This window comes from Citrobacter freundii complex sp. 2024EL-00216 (assembly GCF_043945515.1).
Taxonomy (GTDB): domain Bacteria; phylum Pseudomonadota; class Gammaproteobacteria; order Enterobacterales; family Enterobacteriaceae; genus Citrobacter; species Citrobacter portucalensis.
In genome coordinates, this window is record NZ_JBIMRA010000033.1 from 1 (window position 1) to 18383 (window position 18383).

At 48.6% G+C, this 18383-nt stretch carries 23 protein-coding genes and 1 pseudogene; 12 read left to right on the forward strand and 12 right to left on the reverse strand.

Annotated features, from left to right (window positions below):
- Positions 1-70: IS1 family transposase (locus ACHHZ7_RS23520; RefSeq protein ID WP_001680836.1), on the reverse strand; the 70-nt coding region annotated here is incomplete at its 3' end.
- Positions 71-126: 56 nt separating this feature from the next.
- Here ACHHZ7_RS23520 and ACHHZ7_RS23525 point away from each other — a divergent pair.
- Positions 127-1110, forward strand: a pseudogene (locus ACHHZ7_RS23525) (putative bifunctional diguanylate cyclase/phosphodiesterase); the annotation flags it as partial.
- Positions 1111-1177: 67 nt separating this feature from the next.
- On the forward strand, positions 1178-2410 hold the full coding sequence (locus ACHHZ7_RS23530; protein WP_060682148.1) for a sensor domain-containing diguanylate cyclase: 1233 nt from the start codon (positions 1178-1180) through the stop codon (positions 2408-2410).
- A 12-nt stretch (positions 2411-2422) separates the two neighbouring features.
- On the opposite strand, the gene smrA is transcribed toward ACHHZ7_RS23530, so the two are convergent.
- Positions 2423-2986 carry a DNA endonuclease SmrA gene (smrA, locus tag ACHHZ7_RS23535; RefSeq protein WP_060682147.1) on the reverse strand — a complete coding sequence of 188 codons (564 nt, stop codon included), beginning with the start codon at positions 2984-2986 and terminating at the stop codon, positions 2423-2425.
- 225 nt (positions 2987-3211) lie between these two features.
- Here smrA and ogt point away from each other — a divergent pair, with 225 nt between their 5' ends.
- The 4 genes from ogt to uspE all read left to right on the forward strand — a co-directional run bounded on the left by ogt (position 3212) and on the right by uspE (position 6804).
- Positions 3212-3727 carry a methylated-DNA--[protein]-cysteine S-methyltransferase gene (ogt, locus tag ACHHZ7_RS23540; RefSeq protein ID WP_008784895.1) on the forward strand — a complete coding sequence of 172 codons (516 nt, stop codon included), beginning with the start codon at positions 3212-3214 and terminating at the stop codon, positions 3725-3727.
- 194 nt (positions 3728-3921) lie between these two features.
- Positions 3922-4674 (forward strand): fumarate/nitrate reduction transcriptional regulator Fnr, encoded by a 753-nt coding sequence (gene fnr, locus ACHHZ7_RS23545; protein ID WP_003020397.1) that lies wholly within the window; start codon positions 3922-3924, stop codon positions 4672-4674.
- A gap of 146 nt (positions 4675-4820) precedes the next feature.
- Positions 4821-5636: an APH(3')-I family aminoglycoside O-phosphotransferase gene (locus tag ACHHZ7_RS23550; RefSeq protein ID WP_060682146.1), complete on the forward strand. Its 816-nt coding sequence runs from the start codon at positions 4821-4823 to the stop codon at positions 5634-5636.
- Positions 5637-5853: 217 nt separating this feature from the next.
- Positions 5854-6804, forward strand: a complete 951-nt coding sequence (uspE, locus tag ACHHZ7_RS23555; RefSeq protein ID WP_003833229.1) for a universal stress protein UspE — start codon at positions 5854-5856, stop codon at positions 6802-6804.
- 48 nt (positions 6805-6852) lie between these two features.
- Here uspE and ACHHZ7_RS23560 read toward each other — a convergent pair whose 3' ends face one another.
- Positions 6853-7113: a DUF2534 family protein gene (locus tag ACHHZ7_RS23560; protein ID WP_003020403.1), complete on the reverse strand. Its 261-nt coding sequence runs from the start codon at positions 7111-7113 to the stop codon at positions 6853-6855.
- Positions 7114-7358: 245 nt separating this feature from the next.
- Here ACHHZ7_RS23560 and ACHHZ7_RS23565 point away from each other — a divergent pair, with 245 nt between their 5' ends.
- Positions 7359-8390 (forward strand): mechanosensitive ion channel family protein, encoded by a 1032-nt coding sequence (locus tag ACHHZ7_RS23565; protein ID WP_003843943.1) that lies wholly within the window; start codon positions 7359-7361, stop codon positions 8388-8390.
- Between the two features lie 38 nt (positions 8391-8428).
- On the opposite strand, the gene ACHHZ7_RS23570 is transcribed toward ACHHZ7_RS23565, so the two are convergent.
- From ACHHZ7_RS23570 to ACHHZ7_RS23585, 4 genes are all read right to left on the reverse strand, one after another.
- Positions 8429-9481 (reverse strand): NAD(P)-dependent alcohol dehydrogenase, encoded by a 1053-nt coding sequence (locus ACHHZ7_RS23570; protein ID WP_192463860.1) that lies wholly within the window; start codon positions 9479-9481, stop codon positions 8429-8431.
- A 43-nt stretch (positions 9482-9524) separates the two neighbouring features.
- Positions 9525-9932 carry a cupin domain-containing protein gene (locus tag ACHHZ7_RS23575; protein ID WP_020996378.1) on the reverse strand — a complete coding sequence of 136 codons (408 nt, stop codon included), beginning with the start codon at positions 9930-9932 and terminating at the stop codon, positions 9525-9527.
- Between the two features lie 32 nt (positions 9933-9964).
- The gene (locus tag ACHHZ7_RS23580) at positions 9965-10594 is read right to left on the reverse strand and encodes a carboxymuconolactone decarboxylase family protein (protein WP_060682144.1); all 630 of its coding nucleotides are present in this window, start codon (positions 10592-10594) and stop codon (positions 9965-9967) included.
- A 172-nt stretch (positions 10595-10766) separates the two neighbouring features.
- On the reverse strand, positions 10767-11150 hold the full coding sequence (locus tag ACHHZ7_RS23585) for a glyoxalase/bleomycin resistance/extradiol dioxygenase family protein (RefSeq protein WP_060682143.1): 384 nt from the start codon (positions 11148-11150) through the stop codon (positions 10767-10769).
- Positions 11151-11270: 120 nt separating this feature from the next.
- Between ACHHZ7_RS23585 and ACHHZ7_RS23590 the strand changes: the two genes are divergently transcribed.
- A complete protein-coding gene (locus ACHHZ7_RS23590; protein ID WP_060682142.1) occupies positions 11271-12041 on the forward strand; it encodes a DeoR/GlpR family DNA-binding transcription regulator in 771 nt (256 codons plus the stop codon).
- Here the strand turns inward: ACHHZ7_RS23590 and ACHHZ7_RS23595 are convergent.
- Together ACHHZ7_RS23595 and ACHHZ7_RS23600 are read right to left on the reverse strand one after the other, a co-directional pair.
- Positions 12038-12322, reverse strand: coding sequence for a Rho-binding antiterminator (locus tag ACHHZ7_RS23595; RefSeq protein WP_060682141.1), 285 nt, complete (start codon positions 12320-12322; stop codon positions 12038-12040). The genes ACHHZ7_RS23590 and ACHHZ7_RS23595 overlap by 4 nt on opposite strands.
- A gap of 66 nt (positions 12323-12388) precedes the next feature.
- Positions 12389-12619: a glutaredoxin domain-containing protein gene (locus ACHHZ7_RS23600; protein ID WP_008784905.1), complete on the reverse strand. Its 231-nt coding sequence runs from the start codon at positions 12617-12619 to the stop codon at positions 12389-12391.
- Positions 12620-12733: 114 nt separating this feature from the next.
- On the opposite strand from ACHHZ7_RS23600, the gene ACHHZ7_RS23605 reads away from it, so the two are divergent.
- The 3 genes from ACHHZ7_RS23605 to ACHHZ7_RS23615 all read left to right on the forward strand — a co-directional run bounded on the left by ACHHZ7_RS23605 (position 12734) and on the right by ACHHZ7_RS23615 (position 14014).
- Positions 12734-13297 (forward strand): MarR family winged helix-turn-helix transcriptional regulator, encoded by a 564-nt coding sequence (locus tag ACHHZ7_RS23605; protein ID WP_032943585.1) that lies wholly within the window; start codon positions 12734-12736, stop codon positions 13295-13297.
- 80 nt (positions 13298-13377) lie between these two features.
- A complete protein-coding gene (locus ACHHZ7_RS23610; protein ID WP_158654536.1) occupies positions 13378-13542 on the forward strand; it encodes a hypothetical protein in 165 nt (54 codons plus the stop codon).
- A gap of 163 nt (positions 13543-13705) precedes the next feature.
- Positions 13706-14014 carry a hypothetical protein gene (locus ACHHZ7_RS23615; RefSeq protein WP_060682140.1) on the forward strand — a complete coding sequence of 103 codons (309 nt, stop codon included), beginning with the start codon at positions 13706-13708 and terminating at the stop codon, positions 14012-14014.
- Between the two features lie 65 nt (positions 14015-14079).
- Here the strand turns inward: ACHHZ7_RS23615 and ACHHZ7_RS23620 are convergent, their stop codons facing one another.
- Both ACHHZ7_RS23620 and mppA read right to left on the reverse strand, forming a co-directional pair.
- A complete protein-coding gene (locus ACHHZ7_RS23620) occupies positions 14080-14655 on the reverse strand; it encodes a hypothetical protein (RefSeq protein ID WP_060682139.1) in 576 nt (191 codons plus the stop codon).
- Positions 14656-14849: 194 nt separating this feature from the next.
- Positions 14850-16463, reverse strand: coding sequence for a murein tripeptide ABC transporter substrate-binding protein MppA (gene mppA, locus ACHHZ7_RS23625; protein WP_008784907.1), 1614 nt, complete (start codon positions 16461-16463; stop codon positions 14850-14852).
- A gap of 184 nt (positions 16464-16647) precedes the next feature.
- On the opposite strand from mppA, the gene mpaA reads away from it, so the two are divergent.
- On the forward strand, positions 16648-17376 hold the full coding sequence (gene mpaA, locus ACHHZ7_RS23630) for a murein tripeptide amidase MpaA (protein WP_060682138.1): 729 nt from the start codon (positions 16648-16650) through the stop codon (positions 17374-17376).
- On the opposite strand, the gene ycjG is transcribed toward mpaA, so the two are convergent.
- Positions 17351-18316: an L-Ala-D/L-Glu epimerase gene (ycjG, locus tag ACHHZ7_RS23635; RefSeq protein ID WP_060682137.1), complete on the reverse strand. Its 966-nt coding sequence runs from the start codon at positions 18314-18316 to the stop codon at positions 17351-17353. The genes mpaA and ycjG overlap by 26 nt on opposite strands.
- Between the last annotated feature and the right edge of the window lie 67 nt (positions 18317-18383).

An 18383-nucleotide genomic window follows, 5' to 3' on the forward strand; every position in this document is an offset into this window, starting at 1 on the left:
TGCTTTTGCCGTTACGCACCACCCCGTCAGTAGCTGAACAGGAGGGACAGCTGATAGAAACAGAAGCCACTGGAGCACCTCAAAAACACCATCATACACTAAATCAGTAAGTTGGCAGCATCACCTCGGGTTTCGTTAAGTGCGGGAAGCAGTATTTATCCTGAACATGGTTCCACGTTGCATGAGTTAAAAGTAAAGGCTGATATGGCGATGTATCATGTCAAACAGGCTGGCAGAAACGGTTGGGCTATTTATAGCCCGGAAATGGAAGCTATCGCCGATACACCGCCGACATTTTTACAGGAACTGTCACAAGCACTGGAACACGATCAATTTGAGCTTTGGTATCAACCCAAATACACCGCCGGAGATCATTCCCTGACCGGTTTTGAAGCGTTATTACGCTGGCATCACCCGGAACGCGGCATGCTGTTACCCGCAGAGTTTCTGCCTGCGCTGGAAGAAACAGGCCTTATCATTCCGGTCGGGAAATGGGTTATCCAGCAGGCATGCCAGCAGTTACATCAATGGAAGTTACAGGGCCATGCGGAATGGACCCTCGCCGTTAATCTTTCCCCTTCCCAGTTTGAACAACATGACATCGTTGATGTGGTTTGCAGCGCCCTTGCACAATATCAACTATCACCTGCATATCTCACGCTGGAATTGACTGAAAGTACAGCACTTAAAAATTTAAAACGTAGCGCTGAAGTCTTAAATGCATTTTCAGCTTTAGGGATCACCGTTTCAATTGATGATTTCGGTACCGGTTATTCAAATATATTGATGTTGAAGTCTCTTCCGGCACAGGAATTAAAAATTGACAGAGTATTTGTTAAAGATATCAGCGAGAACAGCAAAAATACAAAGATTGTGTCTACTATTATTGACATAGCCCACTCCATGAATATGCAAGTAGTGGCTGAAGGAATAGAGACCCAGGAGCAGGAAATGCTCCTGACCCAGATGGGATGTGGCGTGCTGCAAGGTTTCTTGTTTGCAAAACCGTTGCCTGCGCATCAGATCCATGAATTGATTCCAACGGAAAGTAACATTAAGCAGCAGCGAATCGTACAGTCTTTGTCTCCTCAACAATCAATAACATTATGAGACTGTAATATAAAAAACAGATGCCATTAAACGGGCAACACAGCAGATAAAGATAACGGGATTATCGATGAGCACAACCGAGCTGCATTCACTGGATTTATTAACCCTGCCGGTGTGGATTGTTTCGCCGCATACCGAAGAACTGGTGTTCGCTAATACCGTTGCACGGGAACTGATGCAGGCCCCCTGCTTTTCTCTACTCCGCAAGGGCATATTTTCAACTCATGCCCAAAATGATTTAACCATGTATCTCAGCGATTTGAGAAATCATCACGACATTGTAGAAATCCTTACGGTTTGCCGCGAAGGTGAAGACGTCGCGATGGCCAGCCGCCTGTCCATCCGCTCTCTGCCGGAATCAGGTGACGTTATTCTTTTCGAAGGCATTGAAACACCGACTTCACAAGGTCTGAAAGCGAGCCGTTCAGCGAATTATCAGCGAAAAAAACAGGGATTTTACGCGCGTTTTTTCCAGACCAACTCGGCCCCAATGTTGCTTATCGATCCGTCCCGTGATGGGCTGATCGTTGATGCAAATCTCAGTGCGCTAAATTTTTATGGCTATAACCATGATACGATGTGCCAGAAACATACATGGGAAATCAATACGCTGGGCCGTCATATACTCCCGGTGATGCATGAAATCGCCCATCTTCCCGGTGGCCATAAGCCTTTGCATTTTGTGCATAAACTGGCAGACGGCACATCCCGGCACGTACAAACCTACGCCGGGCCAATTGAAATCTACGGTAATAAGCTCATGCTGTGCATTATTCATGATATTACCGAGCAAAAACGGCTGGAACAGGAGCTTGAGCGTGCGGCCCTGCGTGACGCCTTAACGGGATTGCTTAACCGCCGACATTTTTATCAGGTAACCGAGCCGGAACAGACCCACGCGATGTCATTGACACAGGATTACAGCCTGATGTTGATCGACACCGATCGCTTTAAAAGCATTAACGATCTTTTTGGTCATTTAAAAGGTGATGAGGTACTTTGCGCTCTGGCACGCACACTTGAATCCTGTGCAAGAAAGGATGATCTGATTTTTCGCTGGGGAGGTGAAGAATTTGTGCTGCTGCTGCCGCGAACCTCGTTAGATATTGCCCTCAATCTCGCAGAAGTGATACGGGCGACGGTGGCCAAAGTGACTCTCCCTGGCCTTCCCCGCTTTACCGTCAGCATTGGCGTAGCTCGGCACGAAACAAATGAAAGCATCGATGAGTTATTCAAACGCGTTGACGACGCGTTGTACAAAGCCAAGAACGAAGGCAGGAACAGAGTGCTGGCCGCCTGATGTTTACGTCGTTCAGCGACTGCGTTTAGCGTGACGCTCCCAGTTGTCCTGTTTTGCCTGTGCGGTTTTACGCAATGCCACATAACATGCCCCGCTGCCGCCATGATGCGGCAGTGCGGTGCAGTATGCTTGCACGTCGTCAAATTCCGTCAACCAGCGCGCCACGTAGCTGCGAACAATATTGGCATGGGAGTTATCGTCACGTCCCTTGCCGTGTATCACCAGCACGTTACGCAACCCTTCCTGCTGCGCCTGCAGAATAAAGCTAAAGAGCATCTGGCGACATGTTTCAACAGGTTGGCGAATAAGATTAAGGCTCGCCTGCTGCGGGTATTTTCCGTTTCGCAGCTTGTCGGTCACGCCGTTCTGTAAACCTTCGCGACGAAACTCGAGCGGCACATTCAACGGGACAATATCGAGAAATCCCGTCGAGAGAAAATTATCCAGTTGTAGCGTATCGATACGCGCCGGAGTGCGAAGATTACGCATGGGCTGCCAGTGCACATCGGCATGGTTTTTCAGCGGTTGAACATCCCCCATTGCGTCAAGAAACAGCGATGCATCATCAAGGTTCATGTTTCATCCTCCAGCGTATTGCGACGGGCATTATCATAACCGCGCACTATTATACCGACAACTGTACTGGTAACGGTTTACGATTATTTCCAATAATTAACCGGATCCTCCGCGCTGAACCGATCTACTCACGACAAGTTGATATCCGTTTTTAGGGGTATAGCTGCGACGGTCACTGGCGTGATAATGTGTAGGCTCGCCTGAATGCTGTAATGAGAGAAACGGATGCTTAACTTACTGGAAGACACCATCGACACGCCGCTGGGCCCGCTGTGGGTTATTTGTGATGAGCAATTTCGCCTGCGCGCAGTGGAATGGGATCAGCACAGCGATCGCATGGAACAATTGCTTGATATTCATTACCGTACAGAAGGTTATCAGCGCATTACCGCCAAAAATCCTGGTGGATTAAGCGACAAACTCTCTGAGTATTTTGCCGGAAACCTCAGCATCATTGACACGCTGGAAACGGCAACCGCTGGGACGCCTTTCCAGCGTGAAGTCTGGCAAGCATTACGCACTATCCCCTGCGGGCAGGTCATGCATTATGGTCAGTTGGCCGAACAGTTGGGGCGCCCCGGCGCTGCAAGAGCGGTCGGCGCAGCTAATGGCTCCAATCCAGTAAGCATTGTGGTTCCCTGTCATCGCGTCATTGGACGTAACGGCACCATGACCGGATATGCCGGCGGTGTACAACGAAAAGAGTGGTTATTGCGCCACGAAGGTTATTTGCTACTCTAGATTCCAGGCAATTAATGCCTTATTCATCACACTTCCGCATAATGCGACCCCAAATTAAGTGTGGTTAATCAAGCAGATACAAACATTCGCTCCAGTTATGCCTGAATTATTCTCTATTGGGAGTAGCTCAGGCTTACGTGCTCACCAAAAAGATGTTAAAATTGACAAATATCAATTACGGCTTGAGCAGACCTATGATCCCGGAAAAGCGAATTATACGGCGCATTCAGTCTGGCGGTTGTGCTATCCATTGCCAGGATTGCAGCATCAGCCAGCTTTGCATCCCGTTCACACTTAACGAGCATGAGCTTGACCAGCTCGATAACATCATCGAGCGCAAAAAGCCTATCCAAAAAGGGCAGACGCTCTTTAAAGCAGGTGATGAGCTTAAATCACTCTACGCTATCCGCTCCGGAACGATAAAAAGCTATACCATTACCGAACAAGGCGATGAGCAAATTACCGGTTTCCATCTGGCGGGTGACCTGGTAGGTTTTGACGCCATTGGCAGCGGCCATCACCCGAGCTTTGCTCAGGCGTTGGAAACCTCAATGGTATGCGAAATTCCTTTCGAAACCCTTGATGACCTGTCCGGTAAGATGCCGAACCTGCGTCAGCAGATGATGCGTCTGATGAGTGGCGAAATCAAAGGCGACCAGGATATGATCCTGTTGCTGTCGAAGAAAAACGCTGAAGAGCGCCTGGCGGCCTTTATCTACAATCTGTCTCGTCGCTTCGCCCAGCGTGGGTTCTCGCCTCGTGAATTCCGCCTGACCATGACCCGTGGCGACATTGGTAACTACCTCGGTCTGACAGTTGAAACCATCAGCCGCCTGCTGGGTCGTTTCCAGAAAAGCGGCATGCTGGCGGTGAAAGGCAAATATATCACTATTGAGAACAGCGACGCGCTGGCAGTTCTTGCCGGCCACACGCGTAACGTTGCGTAATCTTTCCGCAAGCCTCTCTGTTATCCTTCTGTCAAATCGCTAAATTTTCCCGATTTATTGATCTGGCAGGAGGTTATTCCCTGTTTTAATAATCAACTTGTAATGTGTGCACCCGCCGTTTATCCATACTCAGACAAAGGAATGTTATGAATCATATTCACAGGGAAAGCACCTGCGCGCGTTTGCAATTAAACTCAAGCCTGGACCATGAGCTTGATGGCTATAAATGGGCACGTGACCATGTCGGTCAATCTGGTGCTGCCATCTACCGACTTTACGACAAAGTGGATGCCCCTGAATTATATCTGAAGCAAGGTAACGGTAGCGTTGCCAATGATATTACGGATGAAATGGTCAGGCTCATCTGGTTGAAAGATTACATCCCGCTGCCAAACGTTAAGCATTTTTCCCGAACGCCTGACGTAGCATTGCTACTCACCACGGCAATACCAGGGAAAACTGCCTTCCAGATGTTAGAAGATCACCCTGATATGAGTGATGATATTGTTGATGCTTTGGCGACATTTTTGCGTCGGTTACATGCCATTCCAGTAAATAGCTGCCCCTTTAACAGCAATCACCAATTTCGTCTCACACTGGCACAAAACCGGATGAAAAATAATCTTGTTGATGCCGAAGATTTTGATGATGAACGCAATGGCTGGTCTATTGAACAGGTCTGGGAAAAGATGCACACCCTTTTGCCCTTCTCATCTGTTCCTGTTGTTACTCACGGTGACTTTTCACTGGATAACATTATTTTTTGTAATGATGAAATAGTGGGGTGTCTTGATGTGGGACGAGTTGGCATCGCCGATCAATACCAGGATCTCGCCATTCTCTGGAACTGCCTCGGTGAATTTTCACATTCACTGCAAAACAGGCTTTTTCAACAATATGGCATTCCTCAACCCGACGAGAAAAAATTGCAGTTTCACTTGATGCTTGATGAGTTTTTTTAAATTTACAGCGCATTACTGCCAAAGCGAGCGGAAGAGTCAGTGCACTACAGGTGCCACATCTACTGAGAAAAATTGTTTAAATTGAGCGGGATGTAGATAAAAGCTGGAGATTTCCCCAATTTATTGATCTGGCTAGAGGTTCTCCCCTGTTTCAAACCACATTATTGGGTTACTCTTTTAGTTACAAACTGCGATGACAGTTGTAAGGAGACCCTGTATGGCTATGTATAAAAATATGCTGGTCGTCATCGACCCTAACCAGGACGATCAACCAGCATTACGGCGAGCTGTTTATTTGCATCAACGGATTGGTGGCAAAATTAAAGCCTTTTTGCCGATCTATGACTTTTCCTATGAGATGACTACCCTGCTGTCGCCTGATGAGCGTACAGCAATGCGTCAGGGAGTCATCAGCCAGCGAACTGCATGGATACGTGAACAAGCGAAATACTATATCGAAGCAGGGATCCCTCTGGAGATTAAAGTGGTCTGGCATAACCGACCCTTTGAAGCCATCATCCAGGAAGTCATCAGCGCCAGGCATGACCTGGTCCTCAAGATGGCGCACCAACACGACCGCCTCGAAGCCGTAATATTTACGCCAACCGACTGGCATTTATTGCGTAAATGTCCAAGTCCGGTATGGATGGTGAAAGACCAGCCATGGCCTGAAGGGGGTAAAGCACTGGTTGCCGTAAACCTCGCCAGTGAAGAGGCTTATCACAACGCGCTCAATGAAAAACTGGTCAAAGAGACGCTACAGCTTGCAGAACAGGTTAACCATACCGAAGTGCATCTGGTAGGCGCCTACCCTGTCACACCAATCAACATCGCGATTGAACTGCCTGAATTTGATCCCAGCGTTTATAACGACGCAATCCGTGGACAGCATCTGCTGGCCATGAAGGCGCTACGCCAGAAATTCAGCATTGATGAGAAAGTGACGCACGTTGAAAAAGGCTTACCTGAAGAGGTCATTCCTGATTTAGCCGAGCACTTGCAGGCGGGTATTGTGGTATTGGGGACCGTCGGACGTACCGGTATTTCTGCTGCGTTTCTTGGTAATACCGCGGAACAGGTTATCGATCATCTACGCTGTGACCTGCTGGTCATCAAGCCGGATGAATATCAGACGCCAGTTGAACTGGACGACGAAGAAGACGATTAACCACACAATGAAATGCCGGATGGCGATATCATCCGGCATTTTAAACGCCTAGTGTTGCTCCTCACCGCCGAGGAAATAGATACCAAGCGGGATAGCCAACAGAATCGTAAACACCATGCTGTAGACACAAATCATTGCAGATTGAATGGCGTACATTGAAGCGGTCCAGTCGGATAGCGGAATGTCATATTGTTCAATAACGCCACCGATCGTCGCTCGCGTCACGACCGACGCTGCGATAATAAACACTCCAAGCAGGCACAACAGAAACTTCCGTCCCTTCGCTGTTTTCAGCTTAGCCATGATCATAGTACTGTCCTTTTGCAAATGAAAAGCCTTGTTACTTTGCGCTAACAATACCATGACATCAACTGACTGTCTGCTACATAAACCGCATGCAGGGTTGACGTCAGCGCTATTTCGCTGAAAATAGCGCTGATTGCATTATTTATCTCTCCTTTTGATTAATGATCTGACCGCCTTAACTGAGTAAAATATCTTGGGATTAGGATGTCAGATGATATTTAGCTAACACGGAGTTGCCAGGAAGAATCATGATCGCTGAACTGTTTATGAATAATGCGTTTAATTTGACGGTAATTCTTAGCTGCTGTGCCGCGCTGGTCCTGATGAGCGTCTGGTATCATCGTGGAGAGCGTCGCTGCAAAGGATTCATATTTCATGCCGCACAATTTTTTGTCTATGCCATTATCATTGGGACGTTTGGCAGCATTGCTAATAACGTTATCGAAAGTTACAGCCTGAAATTTATCTCCCCCAGCGTGGTCGACTTTATCTGCACCTCGTTGATTGCGTTGATCCTGACCATCAAACTTTTTCTGGTGATTAATCAGTTTGAAAAGACGCAGATTAATAAAGGCAGAGATATCACCAGCGCGAGGATCCTGTCGCGTATCATCAAGATTACCATCGTGGTTGCCATCATTTTACTGTATGGCGAACACTTCGGTATGAGCTTATCCGGCCTGTTAACCTTTGGCGGTATTGGCGGTATAGCAGTGGGTATGGCGGGGAAAGATATTCTGAGCAACTTTTTCTCAGGCATTATGCTCTATTTCGACAGACCGTTTAGCATAGGCGATTGGATCCGCTCCCCGGACCGCAATATTGAAGGCACGGTGGCAGAAATTGGCTGGCGAATGACTAAAATAAACACCTTCGACCATCGTCCATTGTATGTGCCAAACTCGATTTTCTCCTCCATCAGCGTAGAAAACCCAGGGCGCATGACCAACCGGCGAATTAAAACGGTGATCGGGTTACGATATGAGGATGCCGATAAAGTCGGTGCCGTTGTCGAGTCGGTCAGAGAAATGCTGCAAAACCATCCTGGAATAGACCAGAAACAAACTCTGTTGGTCTATTTTAATGAATTTGCCGATTCATCGTTAAATATCATGGTGTATTGCTTCACGAAAACCACCGTCTGGAAGGAATGGCTCGCGGTACAGCAAGACGTTTATTTAAAGATTATCACGATAGTCCAGGCAAACGGTGCCGACTTTGCATTCCCCAGCCAGACACTGTATATGGATAATCCTGAAGCATCGCCATCGACACACTAACAAAAGAAAAGACGCGGAAATCCGCGTCTTTTTTGTACTTATTTCAATGAGGAAATATCAATTACAAAGCGGTATTTCACATCGCTTTTCAACATCCGCTGCCAGGCACGATTAATATCCTGAATATAGATCACTTCGACATCAGCGGTAATACCATGCTGACCGCAAAAATCCATCATCTCCTGCGTTTCGGCAATGCCGCCGATAACTGAACCCGCCACAGACCTACGCCCAAGGATCAGGGGAACCGTATTCAAAAACGGATCCAACGCACCAAGATAACCAACCAGCACCAGCGTACCGCTTAGCGCCAGGGTTGGGATATAAAGGTTCAGGTCATGAACGTAGGGCACAGTATCGATAATCAGATCAAACTGATTCGCTGTCGCTTTCATCTGTTCACTGTCTGTGGAAAGCACAACGTGACTGGCACCCAAACGTCTGGCATCAGCTTTTTTGCCCGGTGAACGCGTAAACAGCGTAACTTCCGCGCCCAGCGCATTTGCAAGTTTGATTGCCATATGTCCGAGTCCCCCCAGACCGACAACCGCGACTTTACTGCCCTCACCTACCTGCCAGTGGCGCAGAGGCGACCATGTTGTGATCCCGGCGCAAAGCAGCGGCGCCGCACCGCGTAAATCGATCCCTTCAGGGACCTTCACCACAAACTTTTCGGTAACGACAATTTTGTCAGAATAGCCGCCGAAAGTAGGCAGGCCGTCATGACGGTCGATATCGTTATACGTTAGCGTGTTACCTTCTTCGCAATACTGCTCTAGCCCCTGCTCGCAGGCGCTACAGTGTTGACACGAATCAACCATGCAGCCGACCCCTGCGAGATCGCCCACTTTGAATTTTGTTACCGACTTACCAACATGCACCACGCGGCCAATGATCTCATGCCCTGGTACCATCGGATATTTAGCACCGCCCCAATCGTTGTAGGCGTTGTGAATATCCGAGTGGCATACACCGCTGTATAAAATATCGATAACCACATCATCTTCACGCGGATCGCGACGAACAAAATTATGGGGGACTAAATCTTCTTTCACCGCCAGAGCAGCATAACCCTTCACATTCATGACCATTGAGATCTCCTCAGGGATTAGGTGTTACCAGAACCAGCATAGTTCAGGGCAGCAGGTTGTACTCAGCGTCGCTAACCGGTTCCAGCCATTCGTTCGACGCGCCAGGGGCCGGGATTTCCACGGCGATATGGGCAAACCAACTATCACGCGCGGCACCGTGCCAGTGTTTCATTCCCGCCGGAATGTGCACGACATCGCCGGTTTTCAGCTCACGTGCCGGTTTATTCCACTCCTGATACCAGCCTCTGCCACCGGTCACCAGCAATATTTGTCCACCCTCATGATGAACATGCCAGAAGTTACGACAACCCGGTTCAAATGCGACATTGCCAATTACCACGCCTTCCATGGAGAGCATGGTCAGATAGCTGTCGCCAGTGAAATACTTCGCATACGCTTCATTTTTCTCTCCACGTGGAAAGACGCTGTTACCATCAAATTGTTCGTTCATAGTGACTCCAGTATGGATAATGTCCGCGGTGTTCATACCAGACATTCATCAAGAACCGTACGGGCATTTTCCCCAATCCCGGCTCCACAGTGCTGTTCGAGTATCGTAATAAACTCACTGAGTTGCTCAGGGAGGATCCCGATGTTAAGGCATATCGCAAAATGGCTTTTCAACTGGCTGTTAACGCCGCCCAGAACGGCCAGCGCCGAAACGGTCGCACATTCACGGTCCTGCCAGTCAAGTACATCTCGCTGAAAAATATCGCCAAACAGATGTGCTTTAAGCCAGACATCAATAGCGGGTGCAAAGTCAAACAGCGGACCGCTTACAGGCTGTCCAACCAGTTGCGTCTGAGTTAGGCTCCCAGCCTGAACACTGTTCCAGTCTGCAGGTGGCGGCGTGGCCGTTCTACCTTCGTCGTTTGAAAGCCCTCTCTCGCTTCGACTTTTCACCACCGACATAAAGCAGGACAGACCGTTCAGGCTGCGAGGGAAACCGCAGTATGCGTAGAGTTGTAGCAGGATCTCTTTTACTTCATTGAGCGTGAGTCCCGCATCCAGTCCGGCGTTGAGCGCGACGTCCAACTTTTCCATCTGTCCTGTGGCAGTGAATGCCGCAATGGGAATGATTGCCTGTTGTCTGGCATCCAGTTGGTATTGCATATTCGACTCTCCAAAACGGTGGCAACATTGCACCACCGGGGGCTGAAAACAGTAAAATTATAGAGACTCGACGTGTCGGTGATTAGAGAGGAAAAGAAGGACAAACTTATGAGCTGTGCTCATCAATAATCAGCAGCAGGTACTCTTTATTTGCAGGTAACTGATTGAAGACTTACGCCACAATCTCGATTAAATTGCCGTCAGGATCTTTTATCACCGCTTCGTAATAACCATCGCCAGTAGTGCGCGGACCTGAGACTAATATCCCCTGTCCCTGCGCTTGCATTGCAATGGCATCAACATTTTCATTGCCGCCAACAGAAATGGCGAGGTGTACCCATCCGCAACGATTATTGTCAGGTTGCTGCCCGATAAGACCCGGTTTGGTCATTAACTCAATCGCAATTTCCTCGCCAATTTTGACAAAATAAGATTCAAACCCATGATTGGTTTTACTGCGGTATTTCTCGTTGATCTTGCCGTCAAAAAACGAGCCCCAGAAGCGAGCTTGCTGCTCGAGATCCTGTGTCCATAACGCCATATGCGCAATCTTCATAGCGAACCTCTTCCCGTTGTATCCAGAATAGTACGGCCCCTGTAGGGGATGTTGACATCGTTAATCATAATGCACGATCATGCACTCTATTGCTCGATGTTTATTTCACCTGGAGTATCTATGCTCGATTACGCCGCATTCCCGGAACAGCGCCAGGCGCTTATCTTTCAGATCCTGCAAGAAAACGGCAGGGTCATTTGTTCTGAACTCGCTAACCGATTAGGCGTTTCTGAACATACAATTCGTCGTGATTTGCATGAATTGAGCAAAGATGGCGTGTGTAAAAAAGTTTATGGTGGCGCGGTCATTACACTCCCTGAATCCGAAGACATCGACGTACGCAAGAGTATTAATGTAGCCAAAAAGAGCAACATCGCGCAGAGATGTGCCCGACTGGTCAAATCTGGAAGCTGTATTTTTATCGACACGGGTAGCACCAATCTGGCAATGGCAGAAGCTCTGCCCGCCGAACTGGCGTTAACCGTGGTGACAAATTCACCGGAAATTGCCGTTGTTTTGCTAAAAAAACCGCTGTTTGAAGTCATTATGCTGGGTGGCGTGGTGCAGAGATCTTCAGGTGGGTGCGTGGGAGCTTCCGCCATCGCACAAGTGCAGGACATTTTATTCGATCAGGGATTTATTGGCGGCTGCGCGATGTCGCCTGAATCCGGCTTAACGGGATTTGATTATGCGGATTGTGAATTCAAAAAAGCGGTGATTAAACAATGTAATGAAACTATCGTCGCGCTAACGGCTGAAAAAATCCCAGCCGTCGCCCGATATGTCGTTACCGAAAGCAGCAATATCGATGTGATTGTTGTAGAGGACAACATCAGCAAAGAGTACGCCACAGCATTCCAGGCGCACGACATTCGAATTTATACCGTCTAACCGCGGTAGGCTCGCTGAAAATTAACTGTGCTAAACGTCGCTCCAGGTGTCAGCGCGGTAATCGCTGACAGATAATCCAGACGGATTTTTTGCTGGTTTTCAGATTGATCCACTACCAGAAATTCTTCTTTTTCCACGGTGGTACACGTCGTCAGCGCTTTAGCATCAAAACATGTGCCATCCGTTAGTTCAATGCGCAACCAATAGTGGTACATGCAGGCGATTTCCAGATAATCATGAAGATCGCAATCTATCGGGTGATACTCTTCGGTCGTTTTCATCATGCTACCTTCCCCAACGTCTTGTATATTCGGGAAATCGCCAACGCAACTTCCCGAACTTTCCAGCTATTTCAACGCTTCAATGGGAGCGCCAAAATTAATATGCAGCACATTGCCGTCAATCACCAGCGCCGGAACAGATTTCACGCCAGCCACTTCAGCCTCAGCAACCCGATCAGGTTGCTCTCCCAGATGAACCACATCGATTTCAACATCCGCAGACAAATGCTGCAAAAGTGTCTGTTCTGCGGAAACACAAACCGGGCAACCTGCATGATAGAAACGAGCTTTAGTCATGATACATCTCCTTTAAATTATAGTATCGATTCGACACCACAATTCATGCTACGCTGCTTTTACCCTTTGTCAATATAGTTTTTAATCGATACTATATACCGAGGAGGATTTGTTATGCCCGACATGTCACTTTTCGATGTACTTGACCGGCTTTCCAGCCTGACAAGGATGTGGTTTCGCCAGCATCCTTTACTGGCGGATCTCCAGCCAGTACAACTTAGCGCGTTAATGTATCTGGCCCGTTGCAACCGTTATTCCAATACGCCGCTTGGCGTGACAGACTACCTCGGTCTCACCAAAGGTACCGTGTCACAATCGCTGAAGCTTTTGGAAAACAAAGGGTTGATTGTTCGTAAGCCGGATCACCGTGATAAACGTAGCGTCCATCTACACTTAAGTGAGTCGGCCAATAACTTACTGGAAGCCCTGCTGCCCCCCACGTTTTTAGTGGAGAGTGAATCGGCAATGGGTGAACGGGCGATCGTGCTCAGAGAGCTGCTGTTAGAACTGTTACGCGGGATCCAGAGGACCAACAATGTGCCTGGCTTTGGTCTTTGCCATAGCTGTCGGTTCCACCAAAAAATTGATGGTCAGGGATTTTGTAATCTGACGAAAGAGAGATTGAGTGAAGAAGATTCATTGCTGATTTGCCGGGAGCATCAGCCGCCGGAAACATAAAATGGCTGGTGCAAAATCACACCAGCCATTATCTCTGTTAGTGTTTGATTATAAATGAACATGGTATTTCATTGTTCTAAATGGATAAAATTACGAATACAGACAACCAATATCGTCAATTAATGTTGTTGTTTGCCGCGACGACTGTCCTTGCTGGCTATGGCTCTCACTACGATGAAGAGAAAGCGCTGGCCCGCAGTGCTCAAACTCAAGCGGCTAAAGAACAACATAACATCATCGCATAAGGCTTCAATTCTGTACTGAATGCCTGGAATTGTACTAACGCCAACGGGAGTGGTGAATCAATACTGGCTGTGCGAGGTATGATGAACGTGGTCAGGATATGCCTCTGATGATCACCCGTGCTGGCGTTAAAAACGCTATACAAGTACGACGCAGGAATGGTGGATGGTGGATGGTGTCCTATATTTAACCGACCCTAATGGTGAGTCTAAACATTTAGCCCGTTTTAAATGGGGGGCTTACGCTGATAGCTACGACATACTGGTCCTGCGAGATACAGACTTCGAGTCTGAGTTACATTACAATCAGATTAAGGATCAATCCCTTAAATCCAAGAACATAGTGGCGAAAGTGATCCCTACCGTAGCGGAGGTCACCCCACTGGCAATTATGATTGGCTCAGACATAGTTATTCTGTGTGTAGTGGATCAGGCTTCACCGGCTGGATTTATCAACAAAGCACGTAGTGGTTGATTCCCGTGAGTCTGAAGTAGAAAAGGCCGACATATGGCGACCGCTAAACTTTGAATAGGATTTTCTCAATGAACTGCTTCGTGATAAATAATCTGTCCGCCCATACCTGAAATCAGCTTATCTACGCGAATATAATCCGTATAGAAAAAAGATGGAGCATCATCCCAGTGACAGAGTGCGATTTCACGCTTCAGATATGTGTCATAGTAGATAACATGAGCCTTACATGACCTGGTTTTTCCTCCAGATTGTGTTGGGTATCTCATCTTGAATCGGTAATTGTCACTCACATGCTTATTAGCTGATGAGATCATTATTAACTCTGGAACGTTCCAAAAGATAAAAGTCAGGTACATCATAACGGTGAGGCAAACGCCAAAAAGCCTCTTAACCATACCTGCAGCGAACTTATTCTTTAGGTACACACGCCAAGCAATGAACATTCCTATTAGGAAGGAAGTCCCAACAATTGCTGACTTATAAAGCCCCTCATCAAAAAGGTACGTGTCGTGAGTGATTTTGTCTGCCCATGCACACCAAATAACCCAAATGACTGCACAGCAGAATGAAATCAGCTCTATCTTTGTTGGCAACCTTATTATCATTAATATTTTTCTCATCTTCCTTGCGAATACGCCCATAGAGTAATCTTCACCTGATTATCCCAGTCCAGCTGCGGTGCTGCTGGTAGTGGCATCCAATGACCCTCTTCCCGTCGCTCTGTTTCAAAGAAGCCATCATCCACTACGATTATACGAGAGGTGCTGGCGCTGAAATCCGCGCCAGCTCTGGTTTTAGATGAGGTTAACGAAGGTTATCAGGAGAGTGTATTCAACTAGTGCTTAACGATATACATTGTGCGGCTATAGGCCACATCTTCAGGGTTAGTAATCGGATACCCTTTCAGCCACGGTTTAATTAAACGCCCGTTGGTATACTGATAAATCGGTGCAATAGGTGCCTGTTCCATCAGAATTTTCTCCGCGGCGTTATAATCGGCATTGCGCGCTTTCTCTGTATTCTCCAGAGTTGCCTGGGTCAACACTTTGTCGTAAGCCGGATCATTAAAGCGGGAGATATTGCCCGTATGGGTCGATGTTAATAGCGACAAGAACGTAGAAGGCTCATTGTAGTCACCCACCCATGAGGCGCGGATCACATCAAAATTACCGGTATTACGGCTGTCGATATACGTTTTCCATTCCTGGTTCTGCAGTTTGACGTCAACACCGAGGTTCTTCTTCCACATAGAAGCCACTGCGATAGCAATCTTCTGATGATTTTCTGAGGTGTTGTACAGCAGCGTCAGTTTAAGCGGTTTCTGTGGGCCATAGCCCGCCGCACGCAGCAGCGTTTTTGCCTGCGCATTTAATTCTTCCTGACTCATTTGCTCAAACGGTGAAGGTTCCGGCACAAATCCTGCCGTTACATCCGGCGTAAAATGCCATGCCGGCTTCTCACCTGTACCCAATACCTTCTCCGCCATCAGACGACGATCGATAGTCATGCTGAGTGCCAGCCGCACGCGTGAATCGGCGGTCGGTCCCTTCTGGGTATTGAAAGCATAATAATAAGTACCAAGCTGCGGCGGGGTGTAAACCTGACCCGGGATATCCTTCAACAGTTTCTGGTACATATTTTTCGGGAAGGATTCCGTGATATCAATATCACCAGCAAGATAGCGCTTGGTGGCAGCTGATTCCTGGTTGATCGGCAGGAAGGTGACTTTTTGCAACACTGTTTTGGCGTTGTCCCAATAATGTGTGTTTGGTACCACTTCCAGTTTTTCGTTCACGACGCGATCTTTGAGCACATAGGCGCCGTTACCAATAAGATTGCCTGGTTTGGTCCACTCTTTGCCGCTCTCAACGTTAGCTTTTTGTACCGGATAGAATGCAAAACTCGCTGTCAGATTGGCAAACCAGGGCAGCGGTTTATCCAGTTGAACTTTCAATGTCCGTGCATCGACAGCACTAACGCCAAGTTTATCAGGCGTGGCTTTGCCATCGATAATAGCCTGAGCATTATTAATACCCGCCAGCGCAGCAAACCAGGCAAACGGCGACAGCGTTTTTGGGTCAACCAGACGCTGCCAGCTATAGACAAAATCCTGCGCCGTTACCGGCGTACCATCCGCCCATTGCGCATTGTCACGCAGCGTAAACGTCCAGATGCGGTTATCGTTACTCTTCCACTGGGTAGCGACGCCAGGCACGATCTCACCCTTCTCATTCTGGTTGACCAGCCCTTCAAATAGATCACGAATAACCTGTATTTCAGGCAGCCCTACGGCTTTTGCCGGATCAAGCGACGCCGGTTCGTCTTTTATATGACGCACCAGTTCTTGTTTCTCTGCCAGTACCGTTCCGCTGGGAACATCAGCAGCCCAGGATAAAGAAATGCTGCTAACCAACAACGCACAACAGGTTACTGAAACAGAATGCTGCATAAGATACCCTCAATTCCGGCTACTAAGTGAATGTGTAATTATTTGTATCGCCAGCAGGAAATGCAATTAACTTCCGACAAGAAAGTGATATTACACCTGAAAAGATAAGTGTGTGAAAACGATTTGATTATCCATACATTTTGCACAACACTGCGAGTAACAATCCAAGCATTCAGAGATGACTATGACCGTTACCCGTCCCCGTGCCGAGCGCGGCGCATTCCCACCTGGAACCGAACATTACGGACGTTCATTGTTAGGCGCACCGCTAATCTGGTTTCCTGCACTGGCAGCCGATCGTGAAAGCGGTCTGATACTGGCGGGAACGCACGGCGACGAAAACTCCTCGGTCGTTACCCTTTCCTGCGCATTGCGTACGCTTAACCCTTCTCTGCGTCGCCACCATGTAGTGCTGGCCGTAAACCCTGACGGTTGCCAGCTTGGACTGCGCGCAAATGCGAACGGCGTCGATCTAAACCGTAACTTTCCCGCCGCAAACTGGAAAGCGGGCGAAACGGTGTACCGCTGGAACAGTAGCGCAGAAGAGCGTGATGTGGTGTTGTTGACCGGCGAAAGTCCGGGTTCGGAACCAGAAACCCAGGCGTTGTGTCAGCTTATTCACCGAATTCATCCCGCCTGGGTAGTCTCTTTTCACGATCCACTGGCCTGTATTGAAGATCCCAGAAGCAGCGAGCTGGGTTCGTGGCTGGCACAGTCGTTTGAATTGCCTCTGGTCACCAGCGTAGGTTATGAAACGCCCGGCTCTTTTGGGAGCTGGTGCGCAGACCTGAATTTACACTGCATAACCGCCGAATTTCCGCCCATTTCATCGGATGAAGCGAGCGAAAAATACCTGCTGGCCATGTCCAATCTGCTGCGCTGGCACCCTAGGGATGGAGCTGCCCGGTCGTAAAATGCAGGGCTGGCTCCGCATCGCTGGCCAGCCAGGTAGGGCCATCAAGATCGGCAAAGTTAACCTGTGGCGTAAGCGGTAACGCCGCACCAATAGCCCGGGAGGTACACAGCATGCAGCCCAGCATCAGCGCAAATCCCTGCTCGCGGGCTTCCGTTGCCAGCGCCAGTGCTTCCGTCAGACCGCCTGTTTTGTCCAGTTTGATATTGACCATTTCATAGCGTCCGTGCAGCGCTTTCAGGCTGCTGCGAGTGTGGCAACTTTCATCTGCGCAGATGGGCAGCGGATGCACAAAATTCTCCAGAGCGGCATCATCCTGAGCCGGCAGCGGCTGCTCCAGCATTGCCACCCCTAAATCAGCCAACAGCTGACAGCGTGCCGCAAGGCCTTCTGCCCGCCAGGATTCATTGGCGTCGACAATAATCGTAGCGTCAGGAACAGCCGCACGAATGGCAACCATCCGCTCACTAATCAAGCGAGCATCCAGTTTAACTTTCAGCAGTTTTGCGCCATTTCCCCACAGCGCAGCCGCGCTCGCAGCCATTTGTTCCGGCGAGCCAATCACTACGGTTTGCGCCGTCGTCACCACTTCCGCCAGTTCACTTCCCACCAATTCCGCCAGCGACTTCTGCTGTTGACGCGCACTTAGATCCCACAACGCGCAGTCTACGGCATTTCGTGCAGCCCCTGCTGGCAGCAGCTTTTGCAGCTCTTCACGCGTCAGTCCGTTTTCCAGTTGTGGTGCAATGCTCATAATTTGCGCCAGGACAGAGGCATCGCTTTCACCGTAGCGTGGGTACGGTGTGCACTCGCCAATACCTGTGACGCCATTTTCTGTCAATTCGACGACAACCACATGCGCTTCGGTCCTGCTCCCACGGGCTATGACAAAGGGAGTGTGCAGCGACCAGGCTTCCTCATATACCTTAACTGTTCTCATTTGTTTTCCTTAATGCAGTCCCTGAAGCGGATATCCGCAAATAGCGTTTGCCGTGTTAACTGTTGAT